The organism is Peribacillus sp. YIM B13482 (assembly GCF_042787975.1).
Taxonomy (GTDB): domain Bacteria; phylum Bacillota; class Bacilli; order Bacillales; family DSM-1321; genus Peribacillus; species Peribacillus simplex_A.
In genome coordinates, this window is the sequence record NZ_JBHZPF010000006.1 from 13,895 (window position 1) to 31,554 (window position 17,660).

Annotated in this window: 21 protein-coding genes; all 21 read right to left on the bottom strand. The window is 39.8% G+C overall.

Going from position 1 to position 17,660, the window contains the following annotated elements; all coding sequences use genetic code 11:
* Nucleotides 1–3: 3 nt before the first annotated feature.
* Nucleotides 4–366: a chemotaxis protein CheY gene (cheY, locus tag ACFX4L_RS05215; protein ID WP_125161940.1), complete on the bottom strand. Its 363-nt coding sequence runs from the start codon at nucleotides 364–366 to the stop codon at nucleotides 4–6.
* Nucleotides 367–383: 17 nt separating this feature from the next.
* Complete coding sequence (gene fliY, locus ACFX4L_RS05220; RefSeq protein WP_377404111.1) at nucleotides 384–1,601, bottom strand: flagellar motor switch phosphatase FliY; 1,218 nt, start codon at nucleotides 1,599–1,601, stop codon at nucleotides 384–386.
* Nucleotides 1,591–2,589 carry a flagellar motor switch protein FliM gene (gene fliM / locus ACFX4L_RS05225; protein WP_377383082.1) on the bottom strand — a complete coding sequence of 333 codons (999 nt, stop codon included), beginning with the start codon at nucleotides 2,587–2,589 and terminating at the stop codon, nucleotides 1,591–1,593. Before fliM ends, fliY begins: the two co-directional genes overlap by 11 nt.
* Nucleotides 2,590–2,641: 52 nt before the next feature.
* Entirely contained in the window at nucleotides 2,642–3,070 is a 429-nt protein-coding gene (fliL, locus tag ACFX4L_RS05230) for a flagellar basal body-associated protein FliL (protein WP_377383080.1), read from the bottom strand.
* A complete protein-coding gene (locus tag ACFX4L_RS05235) occupies nucleotides 3,067–3,282 on the bottom strand; it encodes a flagellar FlbD family protein (protein WP_284472096.1) in 216 nt (71 codons plus the stop codon). Before ACFX4L_RS05235 ends, fliL begins: the two co-directional genes overlap by 4 nt.
* A 48-nt stretch (nucleotides 3,283–3,330) precedes the next feature.
* The gene (locus ACFX4L_RS05240; protein ID WP_377404114.1) at nucleotides 3,331–4,596 is read right to left on the bottom strand and encodes a flagellar hook protein FlgE; all 1,266 of its coding nucleotides are present in this window, start codon (nucleotides 4,594–4,596) and stop codon (nucleotides 3,331–3,333) included.
* 75 nt (nucleotides 4,597–4,671) lie between these two features.
* Nucleotides 4,672–4,878, bottom strand: coding sequence for a hypothetical protein (locus ACFX4L_RS05245; RefSeq protein WP_377404156.1), 207 nt, complete (start codon nucleotides 4,876–4,878; stop codon nucleotides 4,672–4,674).
* A 188-nt stretch (nucleotides 4,879–5,066) separates the two neighbouring features.
* The gene (gene flgD, locus ACFX4L_RS05250) at nucleotides 5,067–5,702 is read right to left on the bottom strand and encodes a flagellar hook assembly protein FlgD (protein WP_284471279.1); all 636 of its coding nucleotides are present in this window, start codon (nucleotides 5,700–5,702) and stop codon (nucleotides 5,067–5,069) included.
* An 8-nt stretch (nucleotides 5,703–5,710) separates the two neighbouring features.
* Nucleotides 5,711–7,024, bottom strand: coding sequence for a flagellar hook-length control protein FliK (locus ACFX4L_RS05255; RefSeq protein WP_377404117.1), 1,314 nt, complete (start codon nucleotides 7,022–7,024; stop codon nucleotides 5,711–5,713).
* A gap of 28 nt (nucleotides 7,025–7,052) precedes the next feature.
* The gene (locus tag ACFX4L_RS05260; protein WP_377404120.1) at nucleotides 7,053–7,670 is read right to left on the bottom strand and encodes a MotE family protein; all 618 of its coding nucleotides are present in this window, start codon (nucleotides 7,668–7,670) and stop codon (nucleotides 7,053–7,055) included.
* 4 nt (nucleotides 7,671–7,674) lie between these two features.
* Entirely contained in the window at nucleotides 7,675–8,121 is a 447-nt protein-coding gene (gene fliJ, locus ACFX4L_RS05265) for a flagellar export protein FliJ (protein WP_089362467.1), read from the bottom strand.
* Between the two features lie 2 nt (nucleotides 8,122–8,123).
* Nucleotides 8,124–9,443: a flagellar protein export ATPase FliI gene (gene fliI / locus ACFX4L_RS05270; protein WP_089362466.1), complete on the bottom strand. Its 1,320-nt coding sequence runs from the start codon at nucleotides 9,441–9,443 to the stop codon at nucleotides 8,124–8,126.
* Nucleotides 9,433–10,212, bottom strand: a complete 780-nt coding sequence (fliH, locus tag ACFX4L_RS05275; protein WP_377404123.1) for a flagellar assembly protein FliH — start codon at nucleotides 10,210–10,212, stop codon at nucleotides 9,433–9,435. Before fliH ends, fliI begins: the two co-directional genes overlap by 11 nt.
* On the bottom strand, nucleotides 10,205–11,224 hold the full coding sequence (fliG, locus tag ACFX4L_RS05280; RefSeq protein ID WP_377404126.1) for a flagellar motor switch protein FliG: 1,020 nt from the start codon (nucleotides 11,222–11,224) through the stop codon (nucleotides 10,205–10,207). Before fliG ends, fliH begins: the two co-directional genes overlap by 8 nt.
* A gap of 13 nt (nucleotides 11,225–11,237) precedes the next feature.
* Nucleotides 11,238–12,833 carry a flagellar basal-body MS-ring/collar protein FliF gene (gene fliF / locus ACFX4L_RS05285; protein WP_377383071.1) on the bottom strand — a complete coding sequence of 532 codons (1,596 nt, stop codon included), beginning with the start codon at nucleotides 12,831–12,833 and terminating at the stop codon, nucleotides 11,238–11,240.
* A 95-nt stretch (nucleotides 12,834–12,928) separates the two neighbouring features.
* Complete coding sequence (gene fliE, locus ACFX4L_RS05290; RefSeq protein WP_377404129.1) at nucleotides 12,929–13,237, bottom strand: flagellar hook-basal body complex protein FliE; 309 nt, start codon at nucleotides 13,235–13,237, stop codon at nucleotides 12,929–12,931.
* Nucleotides 13,238–13,260: 23 nt separating this feature from the next.
* Nucleotides 13,261–13,719: a flagellar basal body rod protein FlgC gene (flgC, locus tag ACFX4L_RS05295; RefSeq protein WP_284471287.1), complete on the bottom strand. Its 459-nt coding sequence runs from the start codon at nucleotides 13,717–13,719 to the stop codon at nucleotides 13,261–13,263.
* Nucleotides 13,719–14,114: a flagellar basal body rod protein FlgB gene (gene flgB, locus ACFX4L_RS05300; RefSeq protein WP_284471288.1), complete on the bottom strand. Its 396-nt coding sequence runs from the start codon at nucleotides 14,112–14,114 to the stop codon at nucleotides 13,719–13,721. Before flgB ends, flgC begins: the two co-directional genes overlap by 1 nt.
* A gap of 701 nt (nucleotides 14,115–14,815) precedes the next feature.
* Entirely contained in the window at nucleotides 14,816–15,595 is a 780-nt protein-coding gene (gene codY / locus ACFX4L_RS05305) for a GTP-sensing pleiotropic transcriptional regulator CodY (RefSeq protein WP_053345318.1), read from the bottom strand.
* A gap of 103 nt (nucleotides 15,596–15,698) precedes the next feature.
* Nucleotides 15,699–17,108: an ATP-dependent protease ATPase subunit HslU gene (gene hslU / locus ACFX4L_RS05310; RefSeq protein ID WP_061462401.1), complete on the bottom strand. Its 1,410-nt coding sequence runs from the start codon at nucleotides 17,106–17,108 to the stop codon at nucleotides 15,699–15,701.
* 12 nt (nucleotides 17,109–17,120) lie between these two features.
* The gene (gene hslV / locus ACFX4L_RS05315; RefSeq protein ID WP_054396900.1) at nucleotides 17,121–17,648 is read right to left on the bottom strand and encodes an HslVU peptidase proteolytic subunit; all 528 of its coding nucleotides are present in this window, start codon (nucleotides 17,646–17,648) and stop codon (nucleotides 17,121–17,123) included.
* Nucleotides 17,649–17,660: the final 12 nt, after the last annotated feature.

A 17,660-nucleotide genomic window follows, 5' to 3' on the forward strand; every position in this document is an offset into this window, starting at 1 on the left:
CTCTTAACTTAATGCTTTATTTATGGCTTCCAATACCCGGTCTGCCTGGAATGGCTTCACGATAAAGTCTTTTGCGCCCGCCTGGATTGCATCAATGACCATGGCTTGTTGCCCCATCGCTGAACACATAATGACCTTAGCTTGAGGATTTACCTTTTTAATTTCCTTTAATGCAGTAATTCCATCCATTTCAGGCATGGTAATATCCATCGTTACAAGATCAGGAAGCGTTTCTTTATATTTGTCCACTGCTTGGGCTCCATCTGCTGCTTCCCCTACAATTTCAAAGCCATTTTTAGAAAGGATATCCTTTATCATCATTCTCATAAATGCTGCATCGTCCACAATTAAAATTCTATTAGCCATTATTTTCGTCCCCCAAATTATCTGATTTTATTTAATCGGTCACTTTGACTCATGATATCCGTAACACGTACGCCAAAGTTTTCATCAATCACCACAACCTCACCTTTTGCTATCAAGCGACTGTTTACCAGGATATCCACTGGCTCGCCGGCTAATTTATCCAATTCGATGATAGATCCGGAGGACAGCTCCAGAATATCCTTGACAGAGCGCTTCGTTCTCCCAAGCTCCACAGTTACCTGTAGAGGGATATCCATCAGCATGCTGAGATTTTTCGTTTCAGCCTCTTGAAGCTGAAAGGGCTGAAAACTAGTGAAACTAGCAGGCTGAACATTTACCGGCTGCCCTGTTGGTACGGATGAAACTCCAAAATGTTGCGGCATATTCAGTATTTGGTTCGTAGGGTGGGTTTGGTAACCGACTTGCCCAAAAGATTCATTTGCCGATTGATTAGACCCGGCGTCTTGGAATGGGGCCGGCTCCCGAGGTGGAATGTTCGTTACTGGATCACTTAGTACTTTTTCCATTTTCATATCGGTCGGTTCACTATCGCCCGTTCCATTCAATAATTCAGAGACTAACCCTTTAGCAAATTCTAAAGGCAACAATTGCATAATACTGGAATCAATTAAGTTACCGACACGGAGTCGGAACGAGATTTTTGCAAATAAATCTTCGTCCGGTATCGCATTTTCCCCTTCACCATTTAAAAAGTTAAGTAAATCTATGCTAGGAGGGGAAATATCCACTTTTTTACTGAAAATGGACGACATTGATGTAGCAGCAGAACCCATCATTTGGTTCATGGCTTCCTGGACTGCACTCAATTGAATTTCTCCCAGTATGTCAGAAGGATTCTCCCCATCACCGCCAAGCATCAAATCTGCAATGATTGCAGCATCGCTCTGCTTGATGACCAGCATATTAATACCTGAGAAACCCTCGGTATATTGCACTTGAATCGCTACATACGGATGCGGAAACTCTTCCGCAATCTGTCCCCTTTCAATTAAGGTAACCGTCGGGGTGGTGATATCCACTTTCTGATTCAACAAAGTGGATAAGGCAGTGGCCGAACTTCCGAAAGAGATATTACCAATTTCCCCGAGGGCGTCGAGTTCCATAATTGATAAATAATCGTCAATCATATGAGACTTCATCTCATCTTCTATATCACTTGTACCTTTTAAAAGGGCATCTATTTCGTCCTGTGAAAGCATTTGATCACTTACCATCTTCGTCTCCCCCTTTCAAAATATCAAGAATCTGGATGGCGTGTTTTTTTCCTACTTTTCCTGGCTGCCCATTGAATTTTGGGACCCCTCCAATTTTAATGGTCAAAGGTTCATCGATTGCCTTATTTAAATCGATGACATCACCAACATCTAGCAGTAAAAAATCCTGGATGGTGATATCCGTAGAACCAAGTTCGGAAATAACGGGAAGGTCTGCATTTCGAATACGCTTTTCCAAAATCATGATTTCCTCTGGAATTTTTTCCTTTTGGGAATTTTCCAACCAATAATGAGCAGATAACTTTGGTATGATTGGTTCTAATACGACGTGAGGAATACAAATATTAATCATTCCACTCGTTTCGCCGATTTGTGTATTCAAGGAAATGACAACAACCGTATCGTTGGGCGAAACCAATTGAAGAAATTGTGGATTCACCTCAAACTCTGTCATCACCGGTTCGATTTCAACAATCGTTCCCCAGGCCTCCTGTAAATTTTCAAAAGCCTTCTCGAATAAATTCGACATGATTTTCGTTTCTATTTCCGTTAAAGTATCTACCTTATTCACGCTTTTGCCCCGCCCGCCCAAAACTCGATCCATCATGGAATAAGCTATATTCGGGTTGACCTCAAGAATGATACGGCCATCCAACGGCGGCACCTCAAACACATTCAGGATGGTAATTTTCGGGATCGATCTAATAAACTCTTCGTATGGTATTTGATCTGCCGAAGCAACGGATATTTGAACATATGTCCTAAGCTGAGCCGAAAAGTATGTGGTCAGCAACCTTGCAAAGTTCTCATGTATCCTGGTCAAACTTCGGATTTGATCCTTTGAAAACCGAAGTGCCCTTTTAAAGTCGTACACTTTCACTCTTTTTTCTATTTCTTCTTTCTTTAAATCATCTGCATCCATTTCACCTGTGGAAATGGCCGATAATAAAGCATCGATTTCATTTTGCGATAATATTTCCCCGGACATTAACACTCACCTCCAAAGCTTCCCCTTCTTATTTAATGAAGCAAGGAAGTTCTTATTGAAGAATCAAGGAGGTTATATAAACCTTTTCAACTTTTCCTTCTTCCATTAATTCATTCATTCTAGTCTTTAGCTCTTCTTGAAGCTTTTCCTTGCCTTTTTTACCGGTTAACACTTCCGCTTTCATTTCGGATAGTTCGGTAATAATGATATTTTTCACTTGAAAACTTCTTTTTTCCAATTCTTCTTTTGCTTTTTTATTTTCTGTTTGGACCATAAATGAGATTTTGATATAATCATTGCCAGCAAGATTCGTTGTAATTTCGGGAATTTCAACTGATGATTTGACAATTTCGTCAATGCTAGGTTTTTCTTCTGCAGATGTGGGGTCAGATAACTTTGTCACAACCACGAATGCTATGACACCAACAAGCGTTATGGCCACGAATATAATCAACATAATTGATAATAGACTTTTTTTCATGATTTTTCCTCCACATCATTACGAAAACCGAGAATATTCACGGTACGATAAAAATGTATAATAGCTTCAACCATTTCCTCTTCTTTCTCAAGCACAACGATTTTCTTACCATTTGTAAAAGTAATGGTCGTATCTGGCAATGACTCGACTGTATCTATGTACAATGCATTGATATGAAAGCATTTTCCATTGAGCCTTGTGACTTTGATAATGATATTTAGGAGCCAGAGCAATAAGCACCTGGCTCCTCCCCCCTTAACCTATCGTTTTAAGTTAACTAATTCTTGTAAAATTTCATCCGATGTCGTTATAATCCGGGAATTCGACTGGAAACCACGTTGCGCAACGATCATTTCAGTAAACTCTTCCGATAAATCCACATTGGACATTTCCAAGGAACCTGATGCAATCCCCCCCCGGCCCTCACCTGCGATATTGATGTTTGCAGTACCTGAGTTGATTGATTCCTGAAAAGTATTACCACCTGTTTTCGTCAAGCCTGATGGATTGGAAAACTTGGCAACGGCCAGTTGGCCTAATGTTGTGATCATACCGTTGGAATAAACGCCATTTATTTCCCCTGATGCACCAATGTTAAAGCTTTCCAGTTTCCCTTCTTTATTACCATTTGGATTGACAAGAGCAGTCGTAGCACCTTTAGATTGAGTAAGTTTCGAGAAATCAAAATCCAATTTGATTTTTTGAACGCTTTCATCAGCTTCCGTATCCGGGTCATTCGCTTTGCCACTTGAAATGTTAATGTTTAGGCCTTCCTGAGTTTTATCAGCTTCCACTATCTGACCATTAGCATCGAAATTCAGAGAAGTGAACGGTTTTGGTTTAGTAGCCGAAGTATCCCCCAAAGCAGCAGGTTCCCCATCAAAAATCTCCCATTTGTTATCAGCTGTTTTTTGGAAAAAGATAGTTGCCGTTTGTTCTTTACCCTTTGCATCCACGATTTTTATTTGCTGACTAAATACGGTACCGTCAATTGCATCAGCAGCTAAATTTTCACCTACTGTTATTTTAGTTGTTGTTACAGCAGGTAAAATTGCATTAACGTTAACAGCCACATCACCGATTGTTTTTGATTGTTTTCCGTTTTCATCAATCTTGTAAGCCTGCACTTTCAAACCATTCGAGTTGACAAGTGTACCGTTATTATCAAGATAAAAGTTTCCAGCACGAGTGTATGATAGTGCATCGCCTTGCTTGACGATGAAACAACCATCACCAGAAATTCCCAAGTCAAGATCACGGCCGGTCGTTTGCAAGCTTGACTGTGTATGGATGGTATCGATTGTAGCAATCGTGGAACCCAACCCAATTTGTTTAGAATTAGTTCCACCTCTATTGGCTGTTGCTGCACTTGCCCCAGATACCGTTTGATTCATGGCATCGCTGAATGTTACACGGCTTTTTTTGAAACCATAAGTATTGACATTGGCTACGTTATTACCGATAACATCCAATTTTGTTTGTAAGTTTTTTAACCCGCTTATTCCCGAATACATTGAACGAAGCATGTAAAAGCTCCCCTTTCATATAGCGACTGCTTCAGTCATTCCACAGTCTAGACTTCCTATTCTAGGTCCAGCCTATTAATCCAAAATTATAGTTCCATTGATGTTCGTAAAAATTTGAGCTGATGCTTCATCCCTGTCCATGACTGTGATGACTTTATTTTTTTTCGTGCTTACTATGAGTGCCGCATTATTTGTAATGATAAGAGATTCGGTCACGCCCATCTTTTTAGCCTCATTAGCTTTATCGGTTATTTGTTTCCAGGTTTGTCGTGGTATTTCTATATTTCTTTAATTTATCCTCATTTGAGCATGTTTACTAATGATCAATTTTTCGTTAGTGGAAACAGCTGATTGAAAATGCTGTTGAAAACCTTGTTGGATCAACTGCCCTTGCCTTAACGGTAATTTTGTTTGAGCCATCATCTGAGCGGAATTTGCCTAAAAATCAAGTTTACTCATATTCCCGCCTATTAAGCTTCAGCGATTTTGATCAATTGCTCTGATGATAGCTTGGTGTTGCTTTCATCATCCACTTCAATTTGCAGCCTGCCATTATTCAAGGATACAGCGATAACGACAGCCGATGACTCTCCATTTTTTTCATCCATCCAGGAAACACGTTTGCCTATTAATTCACTTGCCGTCGTTAAGCTATTTACCGTGGAACTTGTTTGTTTCATTTGTGAAATATTGGCGGGTACAAGCTTTGTGCCATCTTCTAAAATGAAATAAACACCATCACCTTTATATTGGATCGACTTCACGATGCCTGTTCCTTCTTCTACCGCAAGATCACCATCGCCCCCATCCAATTTATGCCAAGTGACTTCCTTACCGACAAAGGAGTTAAAGTTCATGATACTATTTTGTTGACTGATCCCGATTATTTCTTCCATTTGGGCTCCCATATTCATCATCTGTTCTAGAGATGAAAAAGTGGCCATTTGGGCGATGAATTCCGTGTTGTCCATCGGATTTGACGGATCTTGGTTTTGAAGCTGTGTAAGCAACAATTTCAAGAAATCATCCTTTCCTAATGCATCCCCGTTTTTTCTGTTTTCAGTTTGAAATTTTGATAATAATAGTGACGTATCAATGGTCGTCATTTTAACACCTACACTTCCAGATTTAACAGCGCTTCGGCAAGGGATCCCATAAACTCACTATCCGTCTCGTCATTGCTTTCTTCCTTACTCTCTTGTTGTTTATTTTGTTCATCCGCATCTTTCTGGCTGAATTTCTCGGGGTTAAAAGCATTGAAGGCCTGTGATATTTCAATTTTTTCAATTTGAATATTTTGACCGCTAAAGGCTTGTTTTAAGCCATGAATCTGTTTCTCCAGCATATCTTTGGCCTGAGAAGTAGTAGCCATAATCTTGGCTGACAGCATACCATCCTTTTGAATCAACTCGATTCTAAGTGACCCTAGATGTTCAGGATTCAATCTGATCAACAGTTTATTTACACCGTTTTTTCCGCTAAAATTCGCCTTACTCAAAATATTTTCAAATTGTTTAACAAACTCTTCATGACTGACAATTTGCTTACCTATGGAAGCAGTCAAGACGAATTGCTCCAACTTAGTCATGAGAAAAGGCATACCTGAACCTTGATGGTCACCGCTATCCGCATTTTGCAAAGTCACACTGCTGGTTATTGTCCTGTCTTTACTTACCTTGTCACTCCCAGATAATTGCAAGTGTGGGTTTTTCAATGTTTCTATTGTTTTATTTTGCCCTTTTTCCGAAATGTTGGATTGACCATATTCTGATTTTGGTTCTGACTGATTGGACAACATTTTATCCAGTTTCCCCGTTATCCCTTCAAGCAGGTTTTTCATTTGTTTCTGGATGGCCGCTTCATCTTGTGTCATATCCTTACTCTCTGAAAGAAGATCTTGAATCCTAGCCAGTTTCAAAAGATTCACCACACCAGATAGTGGGAGCTCATGCCATTCTTCTTCATTCAATACAGTAACCTTTTTTAGAATTGTATACAGTTCCATGACATTGGCAGATAACAAACTTTGTGGATTCATGCTGAAGTCATCCAATTCTTGTTCTACATCCATTTCCTCTATGCTCGCAAAGAAATCCTTAAGGGCACCCTCATCTTTGCCGGCTACATTTTTTAGTACCTGTAATAGAAGGGTGCTGAATTCTTCATGGTTGTTTACAGAAATATCTTCAACAATACTCTCTTTCCCTTTATCACTTAACCTTTCAAGTTTCAGAAAACCAAGCAAATCCTTTATAAAAGACAATCGTCCTTCAGTGATGTCGCCTATATCCGCTGGAGCGGGAGGTTCTGCCACTAAGGAGGATTGAAGGACTGAACCAAACCCGGAATTGGTTTGCTGATTTTGTTTAATTGGTGCCTTTTGACTTAATGATGCCAAGGGGAGTAAAGAATTAATGGCTGAATTCATATATTATTCACCTCCTTAATCTCTTCTCTTAAGGACTTTGTTCCGTTAGTTTCTTAGTTAACCTTGCAGCATCAGCCGTTGTCATTTGCTCCAATACCTTAGCTAAAGTGGCTGCTTTCATACTTGAGAGAATCTCCACTGCGTCATCATCATTCATTTCAGTAATGATAGGTGCAGACTTCTTAGGAGCCATGGTTTCATAAGTGCGGATTATATTTTTGAACGCCTGTTTACTACCATTCTGACTATCCTTAAGTTGATTCATTTCAGTTTGAAGCTGCTGTTTTTCCGCTCCTGCCTTTAAAATGGCCTTGTCACGTTTATCAATGATGCCCTCAAGCTTGTCTATCTCTTTTTTCTTGTTTTCAATCTCAGTTTCTAATTTTTCGAGCTTCATCGAAACTTTCTCATTTTCCTTGGCTGGATTACCTTTCTCTTCATTCTTATGATTTGATTCAATGAAGGGTATTTTCTCAGACATTCCTTTGGCCTTTTCCACAACATTGACACCTGCAACTGTAAAAACGATCAACGCTACAGTTACCGCAAAGATTAAAGAAATGAAGATGACAAGGAACCATTGGAACTTACTTATCTTGCTTTTTTCCAATTCTTCCAATCCATTAGATTCACTTTTTTTACGCATTCTATCACCTAACGCCTTTGCTTAAGAATTGCCGGATAGAAATTTCATCCATTTGCTTATTCTCGACTTCCTTTAAGACATCAAGGAATTTAAGAAAATCATTTTCTTTCATTTTCTCGTACTTTTTAACCTCAATATTTCTATCCATTAATAAATCCCGTTGAACATTCATCTTGTATCGAGCTTCAATGACTTCCTGTTGACAATGGCTTAAGAGTTTTTCCAAGTTGTCCATAAATAACTGATGATGGCGAATTTCCTGAACGGATAATCCATTTCGCAGCTTTTCCTGTTGAAATTCAAGCAACTCTTCTTTTTTCTTTAAAAGCTTATATAACCTTTCTGCCACTTCTTCAAATTTTTTTAACGCAGTATTATATTTAGCTAGTGCATCTTTTTTTTCTTTTTCCTTGATGTTCAGGATCTTCTCGAATTTATATTGATAAATCATAACTAATCACCTTTCCCCATCAAATCGACAAGGGCGTTAATACTATTATCCTTTGGAGCTTTTTCATGGGTGCCTTGCTTTAAAAATGAAATGATCTCAGGATAGCGTGTAATAGAGTTATCAATTGGTTTGGAAGAGCCCTTCTTATACGCTCCTATATTAATCAAATCTTCTGACTCCATATAGGTTGATAAACTTGCCCGTAATTTTTCTGCGGAACTTTTATGTATGTCCCCAACAATATTGTTCATGACACGGCTTATACTCTTCAAGACATTGAGCGCTGGAAACTGTCCTTTATTGGCTAAGTTACGATCTAGTATGAAGTGACCATCCAATATTCCCCTGACAGCATCAGCAATCGGCTCATTCATATCATCACCGTCGACTAGAACCGTATAAAACGCTGTAATGGTACCCAGCTGATTTGTTCCCGTTCTTTCGAGTAATCTTGGAAGGATGGCAAAAACGGAGGGCGTATAACCTTTGGTCGTCGGCGGTTCCCCGATAGCAAGCCCAATTTCCCTCTGGGCCATTGCGACCCTCGTGACCGAATCCATCATCAGCATCACGTTCAATCCCTTATCACGAAAATATTCAGCGATGGCAGTTGCCGTTAAAGCACCTTTTATCCTCATCAACGCTGGCTGATCAGATGTCGCCACAACAACGATTGATCGTGCCAGCCCTTCTGGTCCAAGATCTTTCTCAATGAATTCACGAACTTCACGTCCACGTTCTCCAACAAGACCGATTACGTTCAAGTCAGCCGTCGTATTCCTTGCTACCATGCCAAGCAATGTACTTTTCCCAACACCGCTCCCAGCAAAGATACCAACACGTTGACCTTTTCCAACTGTTAATAAACTATCAATCGCACGCACTCCTACATCTATCGGCTCATTAATGGGAGGGCGTTTCATCGGATTTGGCGGATCTTGATCCACAGGAACGGTAGCTAGACCCTTTGGGAGCAATGAATCATCAATGGGATGTCCCAATGGATCGACTACCTTGCCAATGAGCCCTCCTCCCACCTTTATCTCAAGGCTCCGTCCGCTTCCTTCCACGATACATCCCGGTGCTATATCACTAACAGCTGTAAATGGCATTAAAATAACCATTTCATCACGGAAACCGACAACTTCGGCTAATATTCGGTTTTTCTTTTTTTGTATACCTGTATAGATATAACAAACGTCGCCAACAGAGCTTTCAGGGCCTTGAGATTCTATCATTAACCCTACGACACGTTTGACCCGTCCATAATGTTTGAATGAATCAACCTCATCAACTAAGGGCAATAGGTCTCTAGTTTTCATCGTTACTCCCCTCCCACAGCAGCTCAGTTAGTTTCACTTTTATTTCCTGCAGCTGACTGTTGACACTGGCATCTATCCTTCCATTTTCTGATTCGATAATACAGCTGTTTTCTTCAATTTCATCATCCGGAAAGATATACAACTCAGTATCTTTTGGAAAGATTGCAATCAACTCTTCCTTATGAGATAGAATCGATTGATATTGGACCGGATGGATATGCAATTGCACTTCACGGTAATCCCTCGCCTCTTTGATGGCTCTCTTGACAATGGATAAAAAAGACTCTTCATCTTTTTCAAGCTGGTGCCCGATAATTTTCTCCGCGACCTTCACGGCAAGATTCAAAATAACGGTTTCAGATGATTCGATATGTTGACGATAATCTTTTTTAGAGGACTCCACCACTTCTTTTGCAAAAGCTATATCCCCTGCAATCTCGTTATAACCCTTTTGGAAGCCACCTTCGACTCCTTGCTGATACCCTTCCTTTTGAGCTTGTTCAATAAACATCACTTTTTCTTGATTCTCCCAATGTTCTCGGTCTTGCTGGATTTCAGCAGCTATCGCTTGGGCTTTTTGTTTAGCATCCAGTAATAACCTTTCGGCTTCCTGTTTAGCATCCCTCTGAAATTGATCAGATTGAAAATGTTGAAGGTTTATCCCCTCATCTGCATTTTCATTTTGAAGAAAGTCAAACGTGCGAACTTTTATCGCTATCTTTTTGCTTTTCTCCTGATGAGCTTGCTGGGATTTTATAATCCTAGACAATGATATCATCCCCTCCGCCGCGGGCAATCACAATGTCCCTAGTTTCTTCCAAATGGCGAATAACAGCAACGATTCTCGATTGTGCTTCTTCTACATCACGCAAACGTACAGGCCCCATATATTCCATTTCTTCCTGGAACATTTCGACCATACGTTTTGACATGTTTCGGAAAACGATTTCCTTCACTTCATCACTTGCCACCTTAAGAGAAAGTTTAAGGTCTTCGTTATCAGATTCCCTGACTACGCGCTGAATCGCTCTGCCATCAAGTGTCACGATATCCTCAAAAACAAACATGCGTTTCTTGATTTCCTCGGCAAGCTCTGGATCTTGAATTTCGAGTTCTTCCAAAATCGTTCGTTCCGTCGAGCGATCCACACCATTCAACACATCTACAACCGCTTCTACTCCACCAGTCTGTGTATAATCTTGGGTCACGGTCGCAGAAAGTTTCCTTTCGAGTATTTGCTCCACTTCATTGATGATTTCTGGCGACGTGCCATCCATCAAAGCAATCCTTCTTGCAATATCGGCCTGCACCTCTTGCGGAAGTTCAGACAATATTTGTCCAGCCTGTGCAGGATCAAGATAGGATAAGATTAATGCAATAGTTTGCGGATGCTCGTTCTGGATGAAATTCAAGATTTGTCCAGGATCCGCTTTTCGTGCAAAATCGAATGGACGAACCTGTAAGGAAGATGTTAACCGGTTAATGATCGCAGTTGCCTGATCAGAGCCAAGTGCCTTTTCAAGTACCTGCTTTGCGTATCCTATCCCGCCCTGAGAGATGTAATCCTGTGCTAAAGCAATATTATGGAATTCTTCCAGAATTTCTTCTTTATCATGGGAGTCCACTTTTCTCACCCCAGAAATTTCAAGGGTCAATCTCTCAATTTCCTCTTCAGAAAGATGCTTATAAACGGATGCAGAAACATCCGGCCCTAAGGAAATAAGGAGGATGGCAGCTTTTTGTTTGCCAGTCAATCTGGCCTTTTTTTTTCTATCGGTCACTTTCTAAAGCCTCCTAGTCTTCTGCTATCCAGCTTCTTAATAATTTTGCAAATTCATCTGGCTTTTCTTTTGCAAGTTTCTCAAGTTGTTTTCTTTTTAAAGATGCTTCCGTTTCCTTCTCTTTGTTTAAATCAGGAAGATCGAATGCAACTTCCTCTTCTTCGACCACGTATTCCTCTTCCAATTCAACTTGCTTTCGGGAACGGAAGAATAAGATTAAGAGAATGATAATGGCAAGTATTAGCACTCCACCGACGATGTATGCCCATATTGGTAACAATGGACTCGTTTCCTCTATTGGCAACGTCATTTTTCCGTTAAACGGTTGAACGGAAATTGCAATTTTATTATTAAGCTCCTCGTCCGTAAGTTCTTCCCCTTCAGCTTTTTTCTCGATTGTCGTTCGTATTATCGTACCAAGGATTTGTGTGATATCATCCACACTCTGTTGAGTTAAAGAATTCGGATCGTCAGCGGTGGGCGGTTCGACCATGACCTGAATACCTAAATCCTTAACTTTATACGGGCTTTCGACTATTTCCTTCTTGATTCGGTTCACTTCACTATTTATCGTTTCATCCACTTTTTCATAATCACCGGAACCGTTTGTGCCTTCAGCATATTGGGTTCCCAATGAATCTGAGGAATCCTCACTTTGCGGAACGCCTCCTGCACCTGCAGCGTCCCCACTATACGATTCATTGATCCTTTGCGCAGAAATCTCGATTCCAGCCATATTTTCTTCATCGACCGGTTCGACTAAATTCTCTTCTCGGTTTTCTTGAGTGAAATCAATGTCTGTCGTGACAGAAACAACAACTTTGTCTCTACCCATTATCGTTCCAAGCATATTTTGTACCTGTCTTTGAATATCGCGTTCTATTTCTTTTTTTATTTGATTTTGAGTAGCAAATGCGGACGCGAAAGATGAATTTTCATTTTCAAGGTCAAAGTACTCAAATTCTTGATTCATAATGACGATATTATCTGTAGGAAGATTCGGTACACTTTTTGAGACCAGATGATAAAGGGAGTTGATTTGACTTTCTTCAAATTTATAACCGGATTTCGTTTTCAATACAATGGATGCGGACGCTTCCCCAGTCGTATCACTGACAAAAACTCCTTTATCAGGAAGAGTGATCATTACGCTGGCATCTTCTACTCCATCAATCTTTTTTATTAAACTGGCCAATTCCGTTTGCATCGAGTCCAGTTTTATGACGTTGAATTCATTTTCAGTCATTCCGATACCAGCACTTTGACTAAAAAAAGAATAGTCGATACTCCCCGAGTCCGGAACTCCTTCAGCTGCCAGTTCCACTTTAAGTGAATCCAGGCTTTCTTCAGGAACCTTTATGGTCGTACCATTTTCAGAAACTTCGTTTTTAATCCCTTTACTGTCCAAATTTTCTTTGATGCTCCCTGTCTCCGATGGAGTTAAATTTGAATATAGGGGCACCAGCGTCGTACGCGTGGTTAAAAGTGAAACAGCCGTAATGATGATGATAATCAATGCTGCTGATCCAATCATCATGATTTTTTGTTTTTTACTGCGGCTCATCCAGTAAGCAGCCACTTTATTTTTAAACTCTATTACTTCATTCATTTAAATCCCCCGGTCAGTCTATGAATTTATGAGTGGGAGATTCGTTTTCCCCCTGATCATTTTTTCTCTATATTAATGAGGTTTAAAAATGAATGCTATATGCTCATTCTCATCATTTCCTGGTAGGCTTCTACAACCTTATTCCGAACCTCTAATGTAGCCTGCATGGTAATGCTGGCTTTTTGTGAAGCTATCATCACCGAATGCAGCTCAACATCATCTCCATTAACCAGTTTGGTCGTAAGGTCATCTGATGCCATTTGTGTTTCGTTAACTTTATTTATTGATTTTTTTAATACGGACGCAAAATTCCGCTGTGATTCGTATGGTGTATTAGTCTTGTTCTGATCTTTTTTCAGCACATTACCTGCATTATTCACTGCCGAAAGAGAAATCCCCTCCATATCAACACTCTCCTTTCAAACTGTTATTTTCCGATTTCCAACGCTTTCATCATCATTCCCTTTGATGCATTTAAAACTGTTACATTTGCTTCATATGAACGTGTTACACTCATTAAATCGACCATTTCCCTAAGTGGGTCGACATTCGGCATTTCAACATAACCATCTTCATTGGAATCAGGGTGTTCCGGATTGTAATCCAGTTCAAAGGGTGTTCTGTCCTTTACTATTCCAGTCACCTTTACTCCATTCCCTATCCCGCTAGTTTTTCCGGATGCTGCGTTTAAGAAGCTTGAAAAACCTTCTTCCTTACTTTGCAGCACTACCGCTTTTCTTGTGTATGGCTTCCATGTTTTCAACTCCGCGTCATATTCCGCCCTGGTCGTATCGGCATTTGCCATATTCGCAGAGATTACATCCATCCTTAACCTTTGACTGGTCAAGCTAGATCCAGCCATGTTCATACTTTGGAAGATTCCCATCACTTACCTCCTCTAATTACATTCTCCAATGATTGAAACTTTCCTGAAAGCCTATCAGAGACTGCATTATAATAAATCTGATTTGCAGCAAGATCCGTCATTTCCTTATCAACGTCCACACTATTTCCGTTATTGTTATATTGGACATTTTTCTGAAATACGTTGGGAGAAGCATGACCCCCTTCTGATTTGAAGGTATAATGTCTTTCATCGGTCCGATATGACTTTAGGGAAGATCCCAGCTCTGCTTTAAATGATTGTGTTTTGTCGACCTCTTTAGCTTTATAGTTAGGCGTATCCGAATTGGCTATGTTCTGTGAAATGACTTTTTGTTTTGTATTAGAATAATTAAGAGCATTTTCTAGTGATTGAAAAGTACTTGAAAATAGTTCCATATCGATCACCTCTTTCAATATTTAGTAAATAGTTGCTTTATCAATAAATTAACCCAATTCATTTATGGTTTAATTTTAAAGAAACATAATAACTAAGTCCATAAAAACACAAAGACTTTAGACCTATTACGGTCGAAAAATGTCACATTTTGCTCAAATCTGACGTTTTTCTTAGTATTATTCAAGGATTAACATTACCTTATATTACATTTTATTAGTGCATTCTACACTTTAACCAAATTTTACTTGTATTATCTTATTTAGCATATCGAAAAACGAACCAATATACCTGATACTTTAGAACTAATTTTAATGATTAATTTCAAGTAATTATTTCCACTCACCTGATTCCACCCTTTAAAATAAAGGATTATTAAAAAACAAATGGTACATGTCCTTTTTTGTTAAAAACACTTTTTTCAAAATGGCGGTCCATTCGACAAATTCCTCTTATCATAAAGAAAGGCCGTCCCGTTCTATTATTACTGTTTGCATATTTCAAAAGTTATAATTATATATTTACCTTTTCATAAAAAACCACGCATATATTCACATTTCCATTTAAGATCTTTATTCCGAATTACCTCTTTTTTCTTCCTTCCTTTCGCTCTCCACCATAGCTTTTCAGTCCTAGACAACTTACCCCAATATACGCACACAAAAAAAGGCAGCCCTATTTAAAGGACTGCCTTTTTTGTTTGTTAATTATTTTTAAGCTTTTCTAATTCAAGTAGGAATTTATCGTTCAATACTTTTATATAAGTACCTTTCATTCCAAGAGAGCGTGATTCAATTACTCCTGCACTCTCTAGCTTTCTAAGCGCATTAACGATTACGGATCGAGTGATGCCTACACGGTCTGCGATTTTTGAAGCTACAAGCAGACCTTCATTACCTTTAAGCTCTTCAAAAATGTGCTCAATAGCTTCCAATTCGCTGTACGATAACGAGGAAATTGCCATTTGAACAACAGCTTTACTACGAGCTTCTTCTTCAATCTCTTCTGACTTTTCACGAAGGATTTCCATACCTACCACTGTCGCGCCATACTCAGCCAAAATTAAATCATCATCATGAAATTTTTCTTGTAATCGAGCAAGAACCAATGTTCCTAAACGTTCTCCCCCACCCATAATCGGTACGATAGTTGTTAATCCCGTTGCGAAAAGCTCTTTGTTTTCAACTGGGAAAGCAGTGTATTCGCTTTCGATATCAAGATTGGAAGATGTTTCGGGAATATTAAATAGGTTTTTTGTGTACACTTCAGGGAATTGTTTATCTTCCAACATTTTGTACATGCGTTCATTTTCGATTTGCTGACTTACCGCTATGCCTAGTAATTTCCCACGGCGGCTGACGACGAATACATTTGCTTCGATAACTTCACTTAAACTTTCAGCCATTTCCTTAAAGTTAACTGCTTTACCTGCTGCTTTTTGGAGCATTGCATTGATTTTTCTTGTTTTTGCTAATAAGTTCATTTGATTTGTTCCTCCTAAAAATACCATGGTTCACAATAACTATGAAGTTGTATTTCCGTAATTTTATTTTCATGCTAGGCAAATTATTGCCATTGTTTCTTAATTAAAGGATAAACTGGCTTAAATCTTTGTTCCGGGCGATAGAACCAAGCTTTCCTTCGACATATTGGGGAGTAATTGTAATCTTCTCCATCGTAATTTCCGGTGCTTCAAAAGATAAGTCTTCAAGCAGCCGTTCTAAAATGGTATGAAGTCTTCTTGCACCAATATTGTCTGTGTTTTGATTCACTTCGAAGGCCACTTCAGCTATCTTACGAACAGCATCGTCAGAAAATTCAATTTCTATACCTTCTGTTTCTAACAAAGCAACATATTGTTTTAACAAGGCATTATCCGGTTCATGAAGAATCCTTACAAAGTCATCTACTGTCAGTTTGTTCAACTCTACACGGATCGGGAATCTACCTTGTAATTCAGGGATAAGGTCGGAGGGCTTAGCCATATGGAAGGCCCCTGCCGCAATGAATAAGACATGATCCGTTTTAACTGAACCGTATTTAGTCACGACTGTCGAGCCTTCGACGATTGGCAGGATATCCCTTTGGACACCTTCCCTTGAAACATCCGCTGATGAACTTCCGGACTGCTTACTGGCAATTTTGTCGATTTCATCAATGAAAATGATCCCATTTTGCTCAGCTCCGTATACTGCATCAGAAGTGACTTCATCCATATCGATCAATTTTGCCGCTTCTTCATTTGTTAAAACGATTCTCGCTTCACTTACTTTCAATTTGCGCTTCTTGCTTTTTTTCGGCATCAGGCTTCCTAAAGCGTCCTGCATGTTCATCCCCATTTGTTCCATTCCCGAACCTTGGAGCATATCAAACATCGAAGCAGCCTGTTCTTCCACTTCAACCGTAATCATTTCACTTTCCAGCTCACCATTAGCCAGCTTTTCGGCGACGATTTTCCTTTTTTCCTGCAAACTTAAATCTTCGGAATTATCTTCCGAATCCTGTTCGTCTTGATTGTTATTGCCTCCAAAAAAGACTTCAAGAGGATTCTTGAAATTACTCTGTTTTTTTGTTGATGGCACTAATAGCTCTATTAAACGGCGATTTGCATTTTCTTCTGCCCGTTCCTTTACGCTCGCCATCTTTTCTTCCTTCACGAGGCGAACGGAAGTCTCCACCAAATCACGAACCATGGACTCCACATCCCGGCCGACATATCCGACTTCCGTAAATTTCGTTGCTTCAACTTTTATAAAAGGAGCACCTACCAATTTAGCCATTCTCCGAGCTATTTCTGTTTTCCCAACGCCTGTCGGTCCAATCATTAATATGTTCTTCGGAACGACTTCATCACGAAGTTGGTCCGAGAGAAGGGAACGTCGGTAGCGATTCCGAAGAGCCACTGCCACTGCCCGTTTTGCTTCACCCTGCCCAACGATATACTGATCCAGTTTTTCAACGATTTGCCTCGGTGTTAAATTAGCTTTTTTTGACATTTGCGCTCCTCCTTACAACTCTTCCACGATTATATTCGTATTCGTAAATACACAAATTTCCGCTGCAATTTGTAAAGATGATTGAGCGATTTCCTTTGCCGATAAATGGTCACTTGAAAACCGCATTAATGCCCTGCCGGCAGCCAGTGCATAATTCCCTCCAGATCCTATGGCGAGAATCCCGTCATCCGGCTCAATTACTTCCCCGGTACCAGAAACGAGCAGTAAATGGTTCTTATCCATCACGACCAGCATGGCTTCCAGCTTTCTCAGTACATTGTCACTTCTCCATTGCTTTGCCATTTCGACGGCAGCACGCTGAAGATTGCCATTATACTCTTCAAGCTTAGCTTCGAACATCTCAAATAAAGTGAATGCATCTGCAACAGAACCTGCAAAACCTGCAAGAACATTACCTTTAAAGATTTTTCTTACTTTCCTTGCTGTATGCTTCATCACTACTGAATTTCCTAAAGTAACCTGCCCATCACCGGACATGGCACATTCACCTTTATGATGCACTGCAAATATCGTTGTCATAAAGTGTCCCCT

Excerpts from the sequence above, each read along its gene's own strand:
- ACFX4L_RS05255 (WP_377404117.1), bottom strand. The coding sequence starts at position 7,024 with ATGAATTCAGCCATTAATTCTTTACTCCCCTTGGCATCATTAAGTCAA.
- cheY (WP_125161940.1), bottom strand. The coding sequence starts at position 366 with ATGGCTAATAGAATTTTAATTGTGGACGATGCAGCATTTATGAGAATG.
- flgC (WP_284471287.1), bottom strand. The coding sequence starts at position 13,719 with ATGGGAATCTTCCAAAGTATGAACATGGCTGGATCTAGCTTGACCAGT.
- fliI (WP_089362466.1), bottom strand. The coding sequence starts at position 9,443 with ATGAAAACTAGAGACCTATTGCCCTTAGTTGATGAGGTTGATTCATTC.
- flgB (WP_284471288.1), bottom strand. The coding sequence starts at position 14,114 with ATGGAACTATTTTCAAGTACTTTTCAATCACTAGAAAATGCTCTTAAT.
- fliJ (WP_089362467.1), bottom strand. The coding sequence starts at position 8,121 with ATGATTTATCAATATAAATTCGAGAAGATCCTGAACATCAAGGAAAAA.
- fliF (WP_377383071.1), bottom strand. The coding sequence starts at position 12,833 with ATGAATGAAGTAATAGAGTTTAAAAATAAAGTGGCTGCTTACTGGATG.
- fliL (WP_377383080.1), bottom strand. The coding sequence starts at position 3,070 with ATGAAAAAAAGTCTATTATCAATTATGTTGATTATATTCGTGGCCATA.
- ACFX4L_RS05240 (WP_377404114.1), bottom strand. The coding sequence starts at position 4,596 with ATGCTTCGTTCAATGTATTCGGGAATAAGCGGGTTAAAAAACTTACAA.
- fliY (WP_377404111.1), bottom strand. The coding sequence starts at position 1,601 with ATGGTAAGTGATCAAATGCTTTCACAGGACGAAATAGATGCCCTTTTA.
- hslU (WP_061462401.1), bottom strand. The coding sequence starts at position 17,108 with ATGTCAAAAAAAGCTAATTTAACACCGAGGCAAATCGTTGAAAAACTG.
- ACFX4L_RS05260 (WP_377404120.1), bottom strand. The coding sequence starts at position 7,670 with ATGCGTAAAAAAAGTGAATCTAATGGATTGGAAGAATTGGAAAAAAGC.
- hslV (WP_054396900.1), bottom strand. The coding sequence starts at position 17,648 with ATGACAACGATATTTGCAGTGCATCATAAAGGTGAATGTGCCATGTCC.
- codY (WP_053345318.1), bottom strand. The coding sequence starts at position 15,595 with ATGAACTTATTAGCAAAAACAAGAAAAATCAATGCAATGCTCCAAAAA.
- fliM (WP_377383082.1), bottom strand. The coding sequence starts at position 2,589 with ATGTCCGGGGAAATATTATCGCAAAATGAAATCGATGCTTTATTATCG.
- fliE (WP_377404129.1), bottom strand. The coding sequence starts at position 13,237 with ATGGAGGGGATTTCTCTTTCGGCAGTGAATAATGCAGGTAATGTGCTG.
- flgD (WP_284471279.1), bottom strand. The coding sequence starts at position 5,702 with ATGACGACCATTGATACGTCACTATTATTATCAAAATTTCAAACTGAA.